The sequence below is a fragment of the Occultella aeris genome (genome assembly GCF_902703175.1).
In the GTDB taxonomy this organism is placed as follows: Bacteria; Actinomycetota; Actinomycetes; order Actinomycetales; family Beutenbergiaceae; genus Occultella; species Occultella aeris.
Map to the genome: position 1 here is coordinate 1 of NZ_CACRYJ010000044.1, position 15,499 is coordinate 15,499.

16 protein-coding genes are annotated in these 15,499 nt (G+C 71.4%); 5 read left to right on the plus strand and 11 right to left on the minus strand.

What is annotated here, in order from left to right:
* Positions 1-225 precede the first annotated feature (225 nt).
* The 3 genes from HALOF300_RS14450 to lepA form a co-directional block, all read right to left on the minus strand.
* The gene (locus HALOF300_RS14450; protein ID WP_156741641.1) at positions 226-1,302 is read right to left on the minus strand and encodes a DUF2189 domain-containing protein; all 1,077 of its coding nucleotides are present in this window, start codon (positions 1,300-1,302) and stop codon (positions 226-228) included.
* A 117-nt stretch (positions 1,303-1,419) separates the two neighbouring features.
* Positions 1,420-2,604, minus strand: a complete 1,185-nt coding sequence (gene hemW / locus HALOF300_RS14455; protein WP_156741642.1) for a radical SAM family heme chaperone HemW — start codon at positions 2,602-2,604, stop codon at positions 1,420-1,422.
* Positions 2,601-4,457, minus strand: coding sequence for a translation elongation factor 4 (lepA, locus tag HALOF300_RS14460; RefSeq protein ID WP_156741643.1), 1,857 nt, complete (start codon positions 4,455-4,457; stop codon positions 2,601-2,603). Before lepA ends, hemW begins: the two co-directional genes overlap by 4 nt.
* Positions 4,458-4,570: 113 nt before the next feature.
* On the opposite strand from lepA, the gene HALOF300_RS14465 reads away from it, so the two are divergent.
* Positions 4,571-5,236, plus strand: a complete 666-nt coding sequence (locus HALOF300_RS14465) for a hypothetical protein (RefSeq protein WP_156741644.1) — start codon at positions 4,571-4,573, stop codon at positions 5,234-5,236.
* Between the two features lie 84 nt (positions 5,237-5,320).
* Here the strand turns inward: HALOF300_RS14465 and HALOF300_RS14470 are convergent, their stop codons facing one another.
* The 3 genes from HALOF300_RS14470 to HALOF300_RS14480 are packed head-to-tail and all read right to left on the minus strand — an operon-like array spanning position 5,321 to position 8,714.
* Positions 5,321-6,163, minus strand: a complete 843-nt coding sequence (locus tag HALOF300_RS14470) for a transglutaminase family protein (protein ID WP_156741645.1) — start codon at positions 6,161-6,163, stop codon at positions 5,321-5,323.
* A complete protein-coding gene (locus HALOF300_RS14475) occupies positions 6,160-7,092 on the minus strand; it encodes an alpha-E domain-containing protein (RefSeq protein ID WP_154794691.1) in 933 nt (310 codons plus the stop codon). The genes HALOF300_RS14470 and HALOF300_RS14475 overlap by 4 nt, the downstream gene beginning before the upstream one ends.
* Positions 7,086-8,714: a circularly permuted type 2 ATP-grasp protein gene (locus tag HALOF300_RS14480; protein ID WP_156741646.1), complete on the minus strand. Its 1,629-nt coding sequence runs from the start codon at positions 8,712-8,714 to the stop codon at positions 7,086-7,088. The genes HALOF300_RS14475 and HALOF300_RS14480 overlap by 7 nt, the downstream gene beginning before the upstream one ends.
* Before the next feature lie 128 nt (positions 8,715-8,842).
* Between HALOF300_RS14480 and HALOF300_RS14485 the strand changes: the two genes are divergently transcribed.
* Positions 8,843-9,184 carry a DUF1801 domain-containing protein gene (locus HALOF300_RS14485; RefSeq protein ID WP_156741647.1) on the plus strand — a complete coding sequence of 114 codons (342 nt, stop codon included), beginning with the start codon at positions 8,843-8,845 and terminating at the stop codon, positions 9,182-9,184.
* A 30-nt stretch (positions 9,185-9,214) separates the two neighbouring features.
* Here the strand turns inward: HALOF300_RS14485 and HALOF300_RS14490 are convergent, their stop codons facing one another.
* The 3 genes from HALOF300_RS14490 to HALOF300_RS14500 are packed head-to-tail and all read right to left on the minus strand — an operon-like array spanning position 9,215 to position 10,779.
* Complete coding sequence (locus HALOF300_RS14490; RefSeq protein ID WP_197522566.1) at positions 9,215-9,856, minus strand: CoA transferase subunit B; 642 nt, start codon at positions 9,854-9,856, stop codon at positions 9,215-9,217.
* A 3-nt stretch (positions 9,857-9,859) separates the two neighbouring features.
* A complete protein-coding gene (locus HALOF300_RS14495; protein WP_156741648.1) occupies positions 9,860-10,624 on the minus strand; it encodes a CoA transferase subunit A in 765 nt (254 codons plus the stop codon).
* Complete coding sequence (locus tag HALOF300_RS14500; RefSeq protein ID WP_156741649.1) at positions 10,621-10,779, minus strand: hypothetical protein; 159 nt, start codon at positions 10,777-10,779, stop codon at positions 10,621-10,623. Before HALOF300_RS14500 ends, HALOF300_RS14495 begins: the two co-directional genes overlap by 4 nt.
* A 41-nt stretch (positions 10,780-10,820) precedes the next feature.
* Between HALOF300_RS14500 and HALOF300_RS14505 the strand changes: the two genes are divergently transcribed.
* The 3 genes from HALOF300_RS14505 to rpsT all read left to right on the plus strand — a co-directional run bounded on the left by HALOF300_RS14505 (position 10,821) and on the right by rpsT (position 13,085).
* The gene (locus HALOF300_RS14505) at positions 10,821-12,008 is read left to right on the plus strand and encodes an acetyl-CoA C-acyltransferase (RefSeq protein ID WP_197522567.1); all 1,188 of its coding nucleotides are present in this window, start codon (positions 10,821-10,823) and stop codon (positions 12,006-12,008) included.
* A gap of 50 nt (positions 12,009-12,058) precedes the next feature.
* Entirely contained in the window at positions 12,059-12,667 is a 609-nt protein-coding gene (locus HALOF300_RS14510) for a type II toxin-antitoxin system PemK/MazF family toxin (RefSeq protein WP_197522568.1), read from the plus strand.
* A 157-nt stretch (positions 12,668-12,824) separates the two neighbouring features.
* Positions 12,825-13,085, plus strand: coding sequence for a 30S ribosomal protein S20 (gene rpsT / locus HALOF300_RS14515; protein WP_154794706.1), 261 nt, complete (start codon positions 12,825-12,827; stop codon positions 13,083-13,085).
* A 132-nt stretch (positions 13,086-13,217) separates the two neighbouring features.
* Here rpsT and HALOF300_RS14520 read toward each other — a convergent pair whose 3' ends face one another.
* Together HALOF300_RS14520 and HALOF300_RS14525 are read right to left on the minus strand one after the other, a co-directional pair.
* A complete protein-coding gene (locus HALOF300_RS14520) occupies positions 13,218-14,342 on the minus strand; it encodes a glycosyltransferase family 4 protein (protein ID WP_156741650.1) in 1,125 nt (374 codons plus the stop codon).
* 178 nt (positions 14,343-14,520) lie between these two features.
* Positions 14,521-15,492: a phosphotransferase enzyme family protein gene (locus HALOF300_RS14525; protein WP_156741651.1), complete on the minus strand. Its 972-nt coding sequence runs from the start codon at positions 15,490-15,492 to the stop codon at positions 14,521-14,523.
* Positions 15,493-15,499 lie beyond the last annotated feature (7 nt).

The following is a 15,499-nucleotide window of genomic DNA, read 5'->3' on the forward strand; positions in this document are numbered from 1 at the left end:
CGCCTCGGCCCTCGCCCCGCCCCAGGCCCTCGCTCCGCCGAACGCAATCTTCAATCGTTCCAAACGTAATTTGAAACGTTGCAACGTTACGTTCGGCTGGTCCTCTGGGCCGACCGATTGGGGCCGGACGAACTTGCGGGTGCGACGCGAGGGCCCGCGTACCGCTGGTGCGGTGCGCGGGCCCTCGGTGTCAGCGAATCCTGCGACTACGAGGGTCGAACCCGGTCACTTCGGGGCGACCGGCTGGTTCGTCTGCGTCTTGTAGGCGTACGTGATCGCGACATAGGACATCGGGACCGTGATGAACAGACCGAGCCCGCAGGGGATCGCGCCGAGGATGTTGATACCGATGATCGCGAGCGCGAGCAGCAGGTTGTTGCCGAGGTTCTGCGTAACCAGCTGCACGGAAGCCTTCACGCCGTCGAGCCAGGCCAGGTTCCGCTCGATGAGGAACGGGTACGTGAACCCGAGCAGGAACATCCCGATGGTCACCAGGATCCCCAGCGCAGGCAGCAGGCCATAGATGAGACCGCCCACCACCCCAAAGGCGAGCGCGAAGATCGCGACGTTCTGGAAGTTGTTCACCGAGAAGAAGTCACTCACCGACGGCTTACGTCCCGCGGTCTCCAGCAGCCCTCCGGTGTAGAGCATTCCGCTGATGAAGGCGCTCACGAGCAGGCTAAGGACCGAGGAAATGAGGCCCAGCACCGTGAATCCGGCAGTGTAGGTGGAGTAGTTGAAGCCACCGTCGGTCAGGACGCGGGTGGTCGGGTTGAGCAAACTGACCAGTATCGAGACGACGAGAAAGATCAGCATGAGCAGCAGCCAGCCACCGAGGTTGCCGGTCACCGACTTCCAGCCGTAGCCGACCGCGTCACCCACTGCAAACGGACGCTGCTGCATCTGCTGGGCGTACGGGTCGCCGCCGAACGCCTGGCCCTGCGGCGGGCCACCGTAGCCGGCGCCGGGAGCGCCGTACTGGCCGTACTGGTCCGGGCCGGGCGGCGGTGCCTGCGGAAAGCCACCCTGCTGCGGGCTCGGGTACGCGCCCGGGGGCTGCGGTGCCTGGCCGTAGTTCGGCGGCTGCTGGCCGGGGGGCTGAGCCGGGTTCTGACCGGGCTGGCCCTGGCCGTAGTTCGGCGGCTGCTGGCCGGGCTGACCCTGGTTCGGTCCAGGCTGACCCTGGCCGTAGCCCGGGCCGGGCTGACCCTGACCCGGCTGACCCTGACCGGGAGGAGGCGGAACGGGGGGCACGCCGCCATGCCCGTTCGGGTTGTTCGGGTCGGGGGGAAGCTGACTCATGGTTCTCCCTGCCTGGGATGAGAAAAACGGATGACGGCGTAACCGTAGCGACTTCTGGCCCGCTCGTGCACAAGGCATGCCCGGTTTCTCCCGAATTTCCTCACACGAGAGCGGGCCTCAGACGGTCAGCGCACGCACCACGGTGTCCGCGAGCAGGCGCCCACGCAGCGTCAGCACGGCCCGCCCTGCGGCGGCGGGCTCGGCCTCGATCAGGCCGTCCCCGACCAGGGTCGGCAGCCTGCCCCGGAGGTCGGCGCCGACGTCGAGCCCGTCGGCCAGGCGCACGCCGAGGAGGATCCGCTCGTCCTCACGCTGGCCCTGCGTGAGCGTCTCGCTCTCGGCGACGGGCAACCGCCCGGCGTCGACCTGCTCCGCGTAGGGGCGGGGGTGCTTGACGTTCCACCACCGGTGCCCGCCCAGGTGCGAGTGCGCCCCGGGCCCGACGCCCCACCAGTCGTGCGAGCGCCAGTACGCGATGTTGTGGCGGCACCGGTCGGCGGGGGTGCGGGCGAAGTTCGAGATCTCGTACCAGTCGTAGCCGGCGTCGGCGAGGGCTGCGGCGGCGATCTCGTACTTGGTCGCCTCGTCGTCCGGATCCGGCATCGGCAACAGCCCGCGACGCACCTGGGCGCCCATCTTCGTGCCCGGCTCCACGGTCAGGGCGTACGCGGAGACGTGGTCCGGTTCGAGCGCCAGCACCGTGTCCAGGCTGGTGCGCCAGTGGTCGAGGGTCTCCCCCGGCGTGCCGTAGATCAGGTCGAGCGAGACTCGCAGCCCGGCGTCCCGCGCCCAGGTGACCACGTCCGGGATCCGCCGCGGGTCGTGGGTGCGCTCGAGGGTGTGCAGCACGGACGGCACCGCGGACTGCATCCCGAAGGACACCCGGGTGAACCCGGCCCCGGCCAGTTCCGCCAGGTCCGCGGCTGTGACCGAGTCCGGGTTGGCCTCGGTGGTCACCTCGGCATCGTCGGTCAGTCCCCAGGCCTGCCCGACGGCGTCCAGCAGCCTGGTCAGGTCGGCTGCGGGCAGCAGGGTGGGCGTCCCGCCACCCAGAAACACGGTCGAGACGTTCCGCTGCGGCAGGCCGACCTCCCGCATGGCCGACGCGGCCAGCTCGATCTCGCCGATCGCCGTCGTGGCGTAGTTCGCCTGCGACGCGCCGCCGCCGAGCTCGGTGGCGGTGTAGGTGTTGAAGTCGCAGTACCCGCACCGCACCGAGCAGAAGGGCACGTGCAGATACACCCCGAAGTCACGCTCTGCCGAGCCGTCGACGACCGAGCCGGGCAGCGGCCCCGCGCTCACTTGCCCGACGGTGGCTCCGAGGACAGCGCGGCCACGAACGCCTCCTGCGGGACCTCCACCCGGCCGATGTTCTTCATCCGCTTCTTGCCCTCCTTCTGCTTCTCCAGGAGCTTGCGCTTACGGGAGATGTCACCGCCGTAGCACTTGGCGAGGACGTCCTTGCGCATCGCGCGGATGGTCTCGCGGGCGATGATCCGGGCGCCGATGGCCGCCTGGATCGGCACCTCGAACTGCTGCCGAGGGATCAGCTCCTTGAGCTTGCCGGTCATCATCACGCCGTAGGCGTAGGCCTTCTCCCGGTGCACGATCGCGGAGAACGCGTCCACCTGCTCGCCCTGGAGCAGGATGTCGACCTTGACCAGGTCCGCGTCCTGTTCGCCGCTGATCTCGTAGTTCAGGGAGGCGTACCCGCGGGTGCGGGACTTCAGCTGGTCGAAGAAGTCGAAGATGATCTCCCCGAGGGGGAGGATGTAGCGCAGCTCGACGCGCTCCTCGGAGAGGTAGTCCATACCCTGGAGGGTGCCGCGACGCCCCTGGGCGAGTTCCATGATCGTGCCCACGAACTCGCTCGGGGCGAGCAGCGTGGCCTTGACGATCGGCTCGGTGACGGTCTTGACCTTGCCGGTCGGGAACTCGCTCGGGTTGCGGACGGTCACCTCGGTGCCGTCCTCCATGGTGACCTGGTAGATCACGTTCGGGGCGGTGGAGATCAGGTCGAGGTTGAACTCGCGCTCAAGCCGCTCACGCACGATCTCCAGGTGCAGCAGCCCGAGGAACCCGATCCGGAACCCGAACCCGAGCGCCACGGAGGTCTCCGGCTCGTACGCCAGGGCGGCATCGTTGAGCTTGAGCTTGTCGAGGGCGTCGCGCAGCACCGGGTAGTCGGAGCCATCGATCGGGTACAGGCCCGAGTACACCATCGGCTGCGGGTCCCGGTAGCCACCGAGGGACTCGGTCGCCGGCTTGGCCGCGTTCGTGACCGTGTCACCGACCCGGGACTGGCGCACGTCCTTCACCCCGGTGATCAGGTAGCCCACCTCGCCGACGCCGAGCCCCTGGGTGGGGTGCGGCTCGGGCGAGCTCACGCCGATCTCGAGGAGCTCGTGGGTCGCGTTCGTGGACAGCATCCGGATCCGCTCGCGCGGGGACAGCTGACCGTCGACCACCCGCACGTAGGTGACCACGCCGCGGTAGGTGTCGTAGACGGAGTCGAAGATCATCGCCCGGGCCGGTGCGTCCGGGTCTCCGACGGGCGGCGGCACCTGTGCCACGATCGCGTCCAGGAGCGTCTCGACGCCGACGCCGGTCTTTCCGGAGACCTGCAGGCAGTCCTCGGGCTCCCCGCCGATCAGCGTCGCGAGCTCCTCGGCGAACTTCTCCGGCTGCGCGGCGGGCAGGTCGATCTTGTTCAGGACCGGGATGATCGCGAGGTCGTTCTCCATGGCGAGGTAGAGGTTCGCGAGGGTCTGCGCCTCGATGCCCTGCGCGGCGTCCACGAGCAGCACGGCGCCCTCGCACGCGGCCAGGGACCGGGACACCTCGTAGGTGAAGTCGACGTGCCCGGGGGTGTCGATCATGTTCAGCGCGAAGGCGGTCTCACCCACCTGCCACGGCATCCGCACGGCCTGGGACTTGATCGTGATGCCACGCTCGCGCTCGATGTCCATCCGGTCCAGGTACTGGGCGCGCATGGACCGTGCGTCGACGACGCCGGTCAGCTGGAGCATCCGGTCCGCCAGCGTCGACTTGCCGTGGTCGATGTGCGCGATGATGCAGAAGTTGCGCAGCAACTCCGGTGGCGTGGACGCCGGCTGGATGCGGGCGTTTGCGGCCGGGGTGGCGATGGGTGGCACGGCAGGGAACCTCGACGTCTGATGGTTGGGGAACTGCTGGACGGGACTGGTCCCATCGTCCCACGCCGGAGGTCCGGGCCGAGAATCGCGGGACTTGCGGCACAATCGTGGATATGAGTTCACTCGGCGACTCGATGGGGAACCTGGCCGCCTTCACGGGCCGGCTGCTCGGCGGCCCGAGCAGGTTCCTGATCATCGTGGCGACGGCGGCGCTCACCCTCGCGCTGATCCTGGACGTGGTGCTGCTCACCTCGCCGGGTGGCCCCGGCGTCGCCGGATCGGTGGCGCTGCTCGCCCTGCCCGCACTGCTCGCCGTGCCGGTGGTGGTCCTGGCGGTCCGGCGACGGCGGTGGTTGCGTGCCGTGGCGTCGCTCGGTGAGCACCGGGTCGTCTCGATCGAGCCCGGGGCACGGCTGAGCACCGGTGACGCCCTGGTGGAGCGGGTCGAGCAGGACATGCACGGGCGCGCCGGCGAGGACGACGTCAACGCCGTGTTCGACGCGTTCTCCGAGGCCGCCGTGACCGGCTCGGGCAAGGGCGCCGGCGCCCGCCTGACCCAGATCCTCGGCGTCGGCAGGCTCGGCATCATCGGGCGCGCCCTCGCGCGGGTGGACCAGGCGCAGCGCGCCCTGCTCGCCGCGGCCGGCGGGCCGGTCGCTGCGCCCTACCTCAAGGACGACCTGCGGGTCACGCTCGCCGCCGCGCTCGGGGTGTTCGTGGCGATCCCGATCGCCTCGCTCATGGCGATCATCCTCGCGTTGGTGCTGCTCGCCCGCTGACGCCGGGTCGAGCGAGCCGGTGCCGGGCGACCGAACAGCCCGCATCCGTCTCGGTCGGCGCAAGTGCGCTCGCTCGGCGGGGGATCAGGTCTCCTGCGTGATGCGCACCTCGACCTGCTGGGTCGAGGTACCACCGCCGGCGTAGACGCCCCGGATCGGGGTGACGTCGGCGTACTCCCGGCCGCGGCCCACCACCACGTGGTGACCCGCGGGCGTGATCAGGTTCGTCGGGTCGTAGCCGAACCAGTCCCCGCACCAATACTCGATCCAGGCATGCGACTCCCCCGTCACGGCCACCCCGATCTCCGCGGAGGTGGTCCGCGGGTGCAGGTAGCCGGACACGTACCGGGTCGGGATGCCGACGCTGCGCAGGGTGCCGGCGGCCAGGTGGGCGAGGTCCTGGCACACCCCCTTGCGCGCCTGCCAGGCCTCGACGGCGCGGGTGTGCACCCCGGTCACGCCGGGGACGTACTCCACGGCCTCCCGCAACGCCCCGCAGACGGCGAGGGCCGCGTCCTGCGGTGTCGCGCCGTCGGCGTGCGCCCGAGCGAGCTCACGCAACTCCTCGTCCGGTTCCGTGGCCGTGGTGACGGCGAGGAACTCCGACATCCGGTCGACCAGGTCGGGGGCGCGCAGCGTGTCCCAGCCGGCCGTGGCCCCGCCTAGCAGCACCGGCGACACGTCCACCCGGGACTCGGAGACGACGACCAGCTCGTCGTGCGCGGTCAGCGTCTCGAACGCCGTCACGGTCGCGCCCCAGTAGTCCCGGTACTCGGTGCTGAAGGTGCTCGGGGTGGCGGTCAGGCGGGACTCGAGGACGGTCTGACCGGGCAGGTTGGCCGGGCGCATCCTGGCCTCGTTGTAGGACGCCGAGACGGTCCGGGCGTAGGTGTAGTGCGTCGTGTGGACGATGTGCAGCCGGCTCACATCCGGCCTCCGATCCAGTCGTCGGTGGCGCCCGAGGGAAAGTACCGCAACCGGATCGCGTCGCTGGCCTCGGAGCAGCCCTGCTGGAGCCGGGTCATCTCCGGGGCCAGGTTGCCCAGCAGTGTCAGCAGCGGCTGGTACTCGATCCCGGACCGGATCCGGCCGATGATCATGCGCGCGTCACCCGGGTAGTGTCCGCGCGGGTCCGCCGGCTCCAGGCGGGTCAGGCACGTCTCCGCCTCCTCGAGGGAGAACAGCACCGACCGCGGGAACAGCCGGTCCATGAGCAGGAACTCCGCGGCGAGGGTGTCAGAGTCGCGGCCCCGGTAGGTGCGCAGGAACGCCTCGTGGGCGCCGCACGAGCGCAGCATCGTGGTCCAGCCGGGGCCGTTCGCCCCGGACACGGCCCGGGACGCGATCAGCCGGGCGGTCATGTCCGCCCGCTCCAGCGCCCGCCCGAGGAGCAGGAAGTGCTGCGTGCCGTCCCTCCGGGTCGAGGACTGCACCAGGCCGGCCACGATCGCGGCGCGCTCGCGCACCCAGGCGAAGAAGTCGTGCGGGGTCGAGGCACTGATCTGGCCCGGCAGCGAGTTCCGAGTCGTGTTCAGGCACTCCCACATCTCCGAGGAGAGCGTCTCCCGGGCACGGCGGGCGTTCTCCCGGGCCGCCGCGAGCGCTCCGGCGATCGCCCCGGGCGAGGTCCGGTCGTAGGCGAGGGTCTGCAGGACCGTCTGCCGGGTGACCTCCACCCCGGGCGGCGGCGCCGCGGCCCCCATCACACCGAGCAGCGAGCGACAGGCCTGGTCCTCCTCCATCCACGGGTCCTCCAACTGGTGTTGCAGGTGCGCGTCCAGGATCCGGGCGGTGTCATCGGCCCGCTCCACGTACCGGCCGATCCAGAACAGGGACTCGGCGATCCGGCTCAGCATGCGAGCGCTCCGTCCGGCTCGGGCGCGGTGGGCTCATCCGAATCGGCCTGTTGCTGCTGTTGTGTCTGTTCGCTCAGTGTGCCGTCGTCGTTGGGGTTGAAGTCCAGACGGACCCCCTGGACCGGGTGCGGATGAGCGCCCGAGCCGGGCGCCGCCGTCGCCCCGTGGTGCGGATGCAGCTCAGGAGACCTGCGCTCCGCGCCGAGCACCCAGGTGTCCTTGGACCCACCACCCTGGGAGGAGTTCACGACCAGCTGGCCCTCGGCGAGCGCGACCCTGGTCAGCCCGCCGGGCAGCACCCAGACCTGTTCGCCGTCGTTGACCGCGAACGGCCGCAGGTCCACGTGCCGGGGCCGCAGCGAGTCGCCCGCGAGGGTCGGCACCGTGGACAGCTGCACCACCGGCTGCGCGATCCAGCCACGCGGGTCCGCGGCCAGGCGGACCCGGGCCTCGTCGAGCTCGTTCCGGCTCGCCGCGGGGCCGATGATGATGCCCTTGCCACCGGAGCCGTCCACGGGCTTGACGACGAGCTCGTCGAGCCGGTCCAGCACCTCCGTGAGTGCGTCCGGCTCCTCCAGCCGCCAGGTGTCCACGTTCTTCAGGATCGGCTCCTCGCCGAGGTAGTAGCGGATCAGGTCCGGGACGTAGGTGTAGACGAGCTTGTCGTCGGCGACGCCGTTGCCGACGGCGTTCGCGATCGTCACCGCGCCGGCGCGGGCCGCGCCGATCAGGCCCGGGCAGCCGAGCAGCGAGTCGGGGCGGAACACCACCGGGTCGACGAAGTCGTCGTCGACGCGCCGGTAGATCACGTCCACCCGGCGCCGGCCCTCGGTGGTGCGCATGTAGACCTTGCCGCCCGAGCAGATCAGGTCCCGGCCCTCGACGAGTTCCACACCCATCAGGCGGGCCAGCAGCGAGTGCTCGAAGTAGGCGCTGTTGTAGACGCCCGGGGTCAGCACGACCACGACGGGTTCGTCGACGCCGGGCGGCGCCGCCGCGCTGAGGGCGGCGAGCAGCCGGCGCGGGTAGTCCGCGACCGGCCGGATCCGCATCGTGGAGAACAGTTCCGGGAACGACTGGGCCATCGCCCGCCGGTTCGAGAGCACGTAGCTCACGCCGCTGGGCACCCGCACGTTGTCCTCGAGGACACGCCAGCCGCCGGCGCTGTCCCGGATCACGTCGATGCCGGCCACGTGCACCCGCACCCCGTTCGGCGGGTTGATCCCCCGGGCGGCGCGCACGAAGTTCGCCGAGGAGACGATCAGGGAGCGGGGCAGCACCCCGTCGGTGATCGCGCGCTGACCGCCGTAGACGTCCTCCAGCAGCGCCTCGAGGGCCCGCACCCGCTGCGCGACGCCCGGTGCGAGCAGGTCCCACTCGGCGGCGTCGATGACCCGCGGCACCGAGTCCAGCGGGAACGGCCGCTCCTCCCCGCCGACGTCGAACGTGACGCCCTGCGCCAGGTAGGAGCGCGCCAGGGCGTCCGCGCGAAGCCGCAGCTCGTCGGCATTGAGCGTGCCTACCGTTCGGTGCACGTGCCGGTACGGCGCGCGGACGGCGCCGCTCTCGATCATCTCGTCCCACGCGACGCCGGCGGGGTATCCCTCGAACAGGTCGGCCATGTGCGGAAACTACCCGGTGGATGTGTCTGGCGCGTGTCGACGCGCGCCCGGGCGGCCCGCGACGAAGGCCCGGTCGCGGCGCCGCCTGGGCGGACCGGGTGCGAAGGCGCCCGAGTACAGTCCGTCGTATGGCTACTGACTGGCGATCGGACACCGTCGAGGAGGTCCGTGCCCTCATCCTCGAGGCCGAGCCGGACGTCGAGGAGGAGGCGAAATGGGTGAAGCCGTCGAACCCGGCCGGCGTGCCGACGTTCTCCTGCTCGGGGCTCATCTGCACCGTCGAGACGTACAAGGACAAGGTGAAGCTCACCTTCGCCAGGGGCGCAGCGCTTGCCGATCCCGGCTCCCTCTTCAACGCGAGCCTCGACGCCGGCACGCGTCGGGCGATCGACCTCCGCGAAGGCGACCGGATCGATCCGAGCGCGTTCGTCGACCTGGTCCGCGAGGCGGTCGAGCTCAACCGGGCGTGAGCATGCTCTTCGGGCGCGTGCCCGGACGGCTCAGTCCGCGAGCGCCACCCGCACCGGCGGCTCGGTCGCGGCGACCACCTCGTCCACCCTGACCCCTGGCGAGACCTCCACCAGCACCAGACCCTCGGGCGTGACGTCGATGACCCCCAGGTCGGTGATGATCCGGTCCACGACGCTCCGGCCGGTCAGCGGCAGGCTGCACTCGTTCACGATCTTCGGGCTGCCGTCCTTGGCGGTGTGCTCCATCAGGATGATCAGGCGCTTCGCCCCGTGCACGAGGTCCATCGCGCCGCCGGGGCCCTTGACCATCTTGCCCGGGATCATCCAGTTCGCGAGGTCCCCGGCCGCGGAGACCTGCATGGCGCCGAGGATCGCGGCGTCGATCTTGCCGCCGCGGATCATCGCGAAGCTCGTCGCGGAGTCGAAGAACGACGCGCCCGGAAGCAGCGTCACGGTCTCCTTGCCGGCGTTGATCAGGTCCGGGTCCACGTCCTGCTCGAGCGGGTAGGGACCGACGCCGAGGATCCCGTTCTCGGACTGCAGCACCACGGTGCGGCCCGCCGGGACGTAGTTCGGAACCAGGGTCGGCAACCCGATGCCCAGGTTCACGTACGCGCCGTCGGGCAGTTCCTGCGCGGCGCGCGCGGCCATCTCCTGCCGGGTCAGTGCCATGCCTCAGACCTCCATCCGGGTCGTCCGACGCTCGATGCGCTTCTCGATGTCCGTGCCCACTTCCACCACGCGGTGCACGAACACCCCGGGCAGGTGGACCTGGTCGGGGTCCAGCTCGCCGGGCTCGACCAGCTCCTCGACCTGCGCGATGCAGACCCGGCCGGCCATGGCCGCGAGAGGGTTGAAGTTGCGTGCGCTCTTGTTGAACACGAGGTTCCCGGTGCGGTCCCCGCGCAGGGCGTGCACGAGCGCGAAGTCGGTGCGGATCGCGTCCTCGAGGACATATTCGGCGCCGTCGAACGTGCGGGTCTCCTTGACCGGCGACGCGACCGCCACGGTGCCGTCGGGGTGGTACCTGCGCGGCAGACCGCCCTCGGCCACCTGGGTGCCGACCCCGGTCTGGGTGAAGAACGCGGCGATCCCGGAGCCCCCGGCGCGCAGCTTCTCGGCGAGCGTGCCCTGCGGCGTGAGCTCCACCTCGAGCTCACCGGAGAGGAACTGCCGTTCGAACTCCTTGTTCTCCCCCACGTAGGAGGAGGTCATCTTGGCCAGCCGCCCGGCGCCGAGCAGGAGGCCAAGGCCCCAGTCGTCGACGCCGCAGTTGTTCGAGACGACCGACAGCCCGCTCGCGCCCTGGGCCAGCAGTGCCTCGATCAGCACCATCGGGTTGCCGCTCAGGCCGAAGCCGCCGACGGCGAGCGAGGCATGGTCGCCGATGTCCGCCACCGCTTCGGCCGGGTCGGGCACCACCTTGTCCAGTCCGTTCATGCCGTCGCCTCCGTAGCGGTCAGGGCCGGTCGTGCCGGGGTGCAGCTCGGGTTCGCTGCCGAGAGGTCGTAGCCCACGTGGTCCCCGATGACGTCGCTTCGCACCGCGGCTGCCGGGTGCACCTGCCAGAACTCACGATAGGCCTCCCGGGCCATGGGGTGACAATGGAAGCCAGGTACCAGCGAAGGAGCCGAAGATGTCCATCTCCACCGACGACGTCGTCATCGTGGGTGCGGCGCGCACCCCGTACGGCCGGATCAACGGCGGCCTCGCGAGCCTGCCCGGCACCGCGCTCGGCGCGCACGCCATCGCCGCGGCCCTGGCCGCGGCCGGCATCCCGGGCGCGGACGTCGAGGTGGTGGTGCTCGGCCAGGTGCTGCAGGCCGGCGCCGGTCAGAACCCGGCCCGCCAGGCTGCCCTCGCGGCCGGCATCGCACCGGGTGCGCACGCCATCGCCCTGAACAAGGTCTGCCTGTCCGGGCTCACCGCCGTGATCGACGCGGCTCGGCTGATCCGCACCGGCGAGGCAGCGGTGGCCGTCGCCGGCGGGATGGAGTCGATGTCGCAGGCGCCGCACCTGCTCACCGGAACGCGCGCCGGCTGGGTGTACGGGGACCGGACCGCCCTGGACCACCTCGCCTACGACGGCCTCAGGGACGCCGTCGACGGGGACGCCATGGGCGCGCTCACCGAGCGCGGCAACGCCGCGCTCGCGCTCACCAGGGCCGAGCAGGACGCCGTTGCGGCGCGCTCGCACCGGCTCGCCGCGGCGGCCCGGGCCGACGGCGTGCTCGCCGCCGAGATCGCCCCGGTCACCGTGCGCTCTCGCAAGGGGGACGTGCTCGTGGCCGAGGACGAGGGCGTACGCCCGGACACCACCGAGGAGACCCTGGCCGGACTCCGGCCGGCGTTCGCCCCGGACGGCACCATCACCGCCGGCAACTCCTCGCAGCTCTCCGACGGCGCCGCCGCCGTGGTGCTGACCTCCCGCGCCGAGGCGCAGCGCCGCGGCGCACCCGTGCTCGCTGCCGTCGACGCGGCCGGTCAGGTGGCCGGCCCGGACAACTCGCTGCACTCCCAGCCGGCCCGCGCGATCGACGCGGCACTGACCCGGGCCGGGTGGACTGTCGGCGACCTCGACCTGGTGGAGATCAACGAGGCGTTCGCGGCCGTCGTGTGCCGTTCGCAGGCCGAGCTCGGCGTCGATCCCGGGCGGGTGAACATCCACGGCGGGGCGATCGCCCTCGGGCACCCGATCGGCTCCTCCGGCGCGCGACTGGTGGTGCACGCCGCCCACGAGTTGGCTCGTCGAGGCGGCGGACGGGCCGCCGTCGGGCTCTGTGGCGGAGGTGGCCAGGGCGAGGCCCTGCTGCTGCGTGCCTGACCCTCTCCACCCGAGCCCTCATTCCCGGCCGGACGTTAGGCTCACCGACCATGAGCCTGCTCGATCGCGTCCTCCGGGTGGCCGGGACCGTCGCCCGTGACCTGCTCCGCTCCACCGGCCGGAACTCCGGCTCCCGCCCCTCAGGTGGGCAGTCCGAGCCGGTCTCGGGTGGCCCGGGATCGTCGGGCTCCGGCACCGGACGGCCCTCGTCCGGCGGTGGCGACCAGCGGTCCGAGCACCCGCGGACGACCCGTGAGTTCGAGACCGGCCGGGGCCTACCACCGCTGACCTACTCCCCCAGCGAGGACGGCGATGCCGATCCCGGCGAGGTCGTCTGGGCCTGGGTGCCCTACGACGAGAACGACGGCCGGGGCAAGGACCGGCCGGTCCTGATCATGGCCCGGCACAACAAGGGCTTCCTCGGCCTCCAGCTGACGTCGAAGGACCACGACCGGGATGCCGAGGACGAGGCCCGGTGGGGCCGGCGCTGGCTGGACATCGGTTCGGGCGGCTGGGACTCCCAGGATCGCCCGTCCGAGGTGCGCCTGGACCGGGTGCTGTACCTGCCCGCGGATGCCGTGCGGCGCGAGGGAGCTGCGGTCGATCGGCGCACGTACGACCAGGTGAGTGACGCGCTCCACGTTCTCCATGGCCGCTGATCAGCCATTTCCGTGTAAACTTGCTCGTTGAGTCTGCGGCCACCCACGGCATGCGATTCACCTCTGACCGTCGCAGGTATCCCCACGCCTCAGTCCCGGTCAGGCCAGAGCCCTCACCGACGTCAGATCGCGCGAGCGAATACACAAGAGAGTCCACGTGGCAAACATCAAGTCCCAGATCAAGCGGATCGGCACCAACGAGAAGGCGCGCCTTCGCAACAAGGCCGTGAAGTCCGAGCTCAAGACGCACGTGCGTCGAGTTCGTGAGGCCGTCGACGCAGGCGACAAGGAGGCGGCCGGCGACGCGCTGAAGAACGCCTCCCGCAAGCTCGACAAGGCCGTCAGCAAGGGTGTCATCCACCAGAACCAGGCCGCGAACCGCAAGTCGTCCCTGGCGAAGCAGGTCGCGGCTCTCTGAGTCGCACCGCCCGCAATGCGGGCGAAGACGCCGACGGCGCCGCTCCCCTTCCGGGTGTGGCGCCGTTAGTCGTTGGGCCGGTGCCGCGAACGGCACGCCGATCGTGCGCGGCGCTCGACGTGGGCGTCCCGGTCAGGCGGGCTGCAGCGCGCGGGCGTGGATGACGTCCTCGTAGTGTCCGAGCAGCGCGTCGCCCAGCGCCGTCCAGGACCGCGGTAGCACGTCGCGTCGGCCGGCCTCGCCCATCCGGGCTCGCAGGCCGGGATCGGCGGCGAGGCGGGCGACGGCGTCGGCGATCGCGCGATCGTCGTCCGGCCGTACCAGGAAGCCGGTGTGGCCGTGCTTGACGATGTCCTTCGGGCCCCCGCTCGCGGGCGCCACGACGGGCAGGCCCGCGGCCGCCGCCTCCTGCAGGGTCTGCCCGAAGGTCTCCTGGGTGCCGGCGTGCACGAACACGTCCATCGCGGCGTACGCGTTCGCGAGCTCGGCGCCGTCGAGGCGGCCGAGCAGCAGCGCATCGGTGCCGGCGAGCGCGCGCTCGACCAGCGGACGACTCGGCCCGTCGCCGACGAGCACGAGCCGGACACCGGGCGTCCGGGCGGCGGCGGCCAGTCGTTCCACCTGCTTCTCCGGGGCCAGCCGGCCCACATAGCCGACGAGCACCTGGCCCTGCGGCGCGAGCCGGGCGCGCAGCGCCCTGACCTCGGCGAGGTTGCGTCGGTTCGGGTGGTAGGTGCGCGCATCCACGCCACGCCCCCACCACCGGGTGCGCTCGACCCCGGCCGCAGCCAGGTCGGCAAGCGTGTCACTCGACGGCGCGAGCGTCAGGTCGGCCGTGTTGTGCACCCGGCGAAGCCACCGCCATGCGGCCGGCGCGGTCAGCGACAGCCCGTATCGGCGGGTGTAGCCGGCCACGTCGGTCTGGAACACGGCGACGCTCGGGATCCCCTGGCGCTTGGCCAGGGTGAGCGCCTGGGCGCCGATCCCGAACGGGGCCGCGGCGTGCAGTACGTCCGGGGCCAGGTCGATGACGGCCTTGACCAGACGTCGGTTCGGCACTGCCGCCCGGAATCCCTGGAAGTCCACGCCCGCGCACTCGCGAACCTGGAACCCGGCATAGCTGGAGGGTGCGGGGCCGGGACAGACGACCACGGCCTGATGGCCGCGAGTGGCCAGATGATCCAGCACCCGTAGGACGCTGGTCGTGACGCCGTTGACGCTCGGCAGGAAGGACTCCGTGACCACTGCGACTCTCACGACTTCCACGGTCCACGGCACGGGTGACGATCGTCCCAAGACGCCACGGCCGGAAGGTGACGAGCAGGTGGCGGATCGGAGTCTCGGTCGACCGGCCGGGGCTGCCGCGTCAGCCGTGGTTGACCATGCGTCGCCGCGGATCGCGGTCCGGGCGCTGGCCACGTCGTGGCGACCGTGCTCAGAGGCCGTGCTCCACGGCGGCCGCCCACCCGTCCGGGTCGTCTCCGGGTGGCACTGAACCCACGCCCATCCAGAGGATGAAGGCCTCGAGCCACCCCTCCTCGCGCTCGGTGAGCATGCCGCGGGAGCGGTAGCCGGCCAGGAACTGTGTCCGCGCTTCGGGAGTCGTGGGGCGCCAGCTCCGGAACCGGGTGGCCAGGTTGACGACGGCGCGCGCCACGTCGTAGACGCGGTGGTCCACGGTCATCTCGTCGAAGTCCAGGATCGCGACGACACGTCGGCCGGACATCAGGATGTTCGTGCCGCGGTAGTCGCTGTGGATGAGGCGTGGCGGGGTGTCGATGTCGGGAAGCTCCACGAGCAGCTCAGCCAGCCGTGCGCAGGCACGCGGCGCCCGTTCGGACCCGGCTGCGTCGATCCCGGTCAGCAGCCGGCGGCGCAGGTCGGGCTCCGGAACGCCCCGGTTGGTCATGACCCCTGCCGTGGGCAGGTCGGCGGCGGCTTCGTGCAGGTGCGCGAGCGCAGCCCCGGCAGCTCGCACGGCCACGGCGTCGGCGGTGTCGAGTAGGTCGCCCTCGACCAGCGGCTGCACCACCACCGACAGCGGCCGGTCGGTGTGGTCCACGACGCGTCGCGCGCCACCGATCGACCGCAGCGGCGCGGCCACGGGTAACCCGGCCGCGTCGAGCTCGGCGAGGACGTCGGCGATCGCGGCGAGACGCTCGAAGGCGGACGCTTTCGAGCCGACCTTGACCACCAGCCGGCTCGCGTCGGTGCGAACCCACGCGATCGCGTTGTGGTCGCTGATCAGGACGCGTTCGCAGTCCACGACGGGCAGGCCCCACCCCCGGCGAAGGACGCCCGTCAGCCAGCCGGTCGCCTCGTCGACGTCGGTGAAGCCGAAGCGGGCCTGCAGGGCATCGGGTGCATGGTCGCGTTCCCACAACATGGACAGTCCGGACGGAAACATTGCCGCA

What these genes read in the sequence shown, in the direction of transcription:
- HALOF300_RS14485 (WP_156741647.1), top strand. Translation starts at nt 8,843, where the DNA reads ATGGCTACTGACTGGCGATCGGACACCGTCGAGGAGGTCCGTGCCCTC.
- HALOF300_RS14465 (WP_156741644.1), top strand. Translation starts at nt 4,571, where the DNA reads ATGAGTTCACTCGGCGACTCGATGGGGAACCTGGCCGCCTTCACGGGC.
- HALOF300_RS14490 (WP_197522566.1), bottom strand. Translation starts at nt 9,856, where the DNA reads ATGGCACTGACCCGGCAGGAGATGGCCGCGCGCGCCGCGCAGGAACTG.
- HALOF300_RS14525 (WP_156741651.1), bottom strand. Translation starts at nt 15,492, where the DNA reads ATGTTTCCGTCCGGACTGTCCATGTTGTGGGAACGCGACCATGCACCC.
- HALOF300_RS14450 (WP_156741641.1), bottom strand. Translation starts at nt 1,302, where the DNA reads ATGAGTCAGCTTCCCCCCGACCCGAACAACCCGAACGGGCATGGCGGC.
- HALOF300_RS14510 (WP_197522568.1), top strand. Translation starts at nt 12,059, where the DNA reads ATGAGCCTGCTCGATCGCGTCCTCCGGGTGGCCGGGACCGTCGCCCGT.
- HALOF300_RS14495 (WP_156741648.1), bottom strand. Translation starts at nt 10,624, where the DNA reads ATGAACGGACTGGACAAGGTGGTGCCCGACCCGGCCGAAGCGGTGGCG.
- HALOF300_RS14480 (WP_156741646.1), bottom strand. Translation starts at nt 8,714, where the DNA reads ATGGCCGACCTGTTCGAGGGATACCCCGCCGGCGTCGCGTGGGACGAG.
- HALOF300_RS14475 (WP_154794691.1), bottom strand. Translation starts at nt 7,092, where the DNA reads ATGCTGAGCCGGATCGCCGAGTCCCTGTTCTGGATCGGCCGGTACGTG.
- HALOF300_RS14500 (WP_156741649.1), bottom strand. Translation starts at nt 10,779, where the DNA reads ATGGCCCGGGAGGCCTATCGTGAGTTCTGGCAGGTGCACCCGGCAGCC.
- HALOF300_RS14505 (WP_197522567.1), top strand. Translation starts at nt 10,821, where the DNA reads ATGTCCATCTCCACCGACGACGTCGTCATCGTGGGTGCGGCGCGCACC.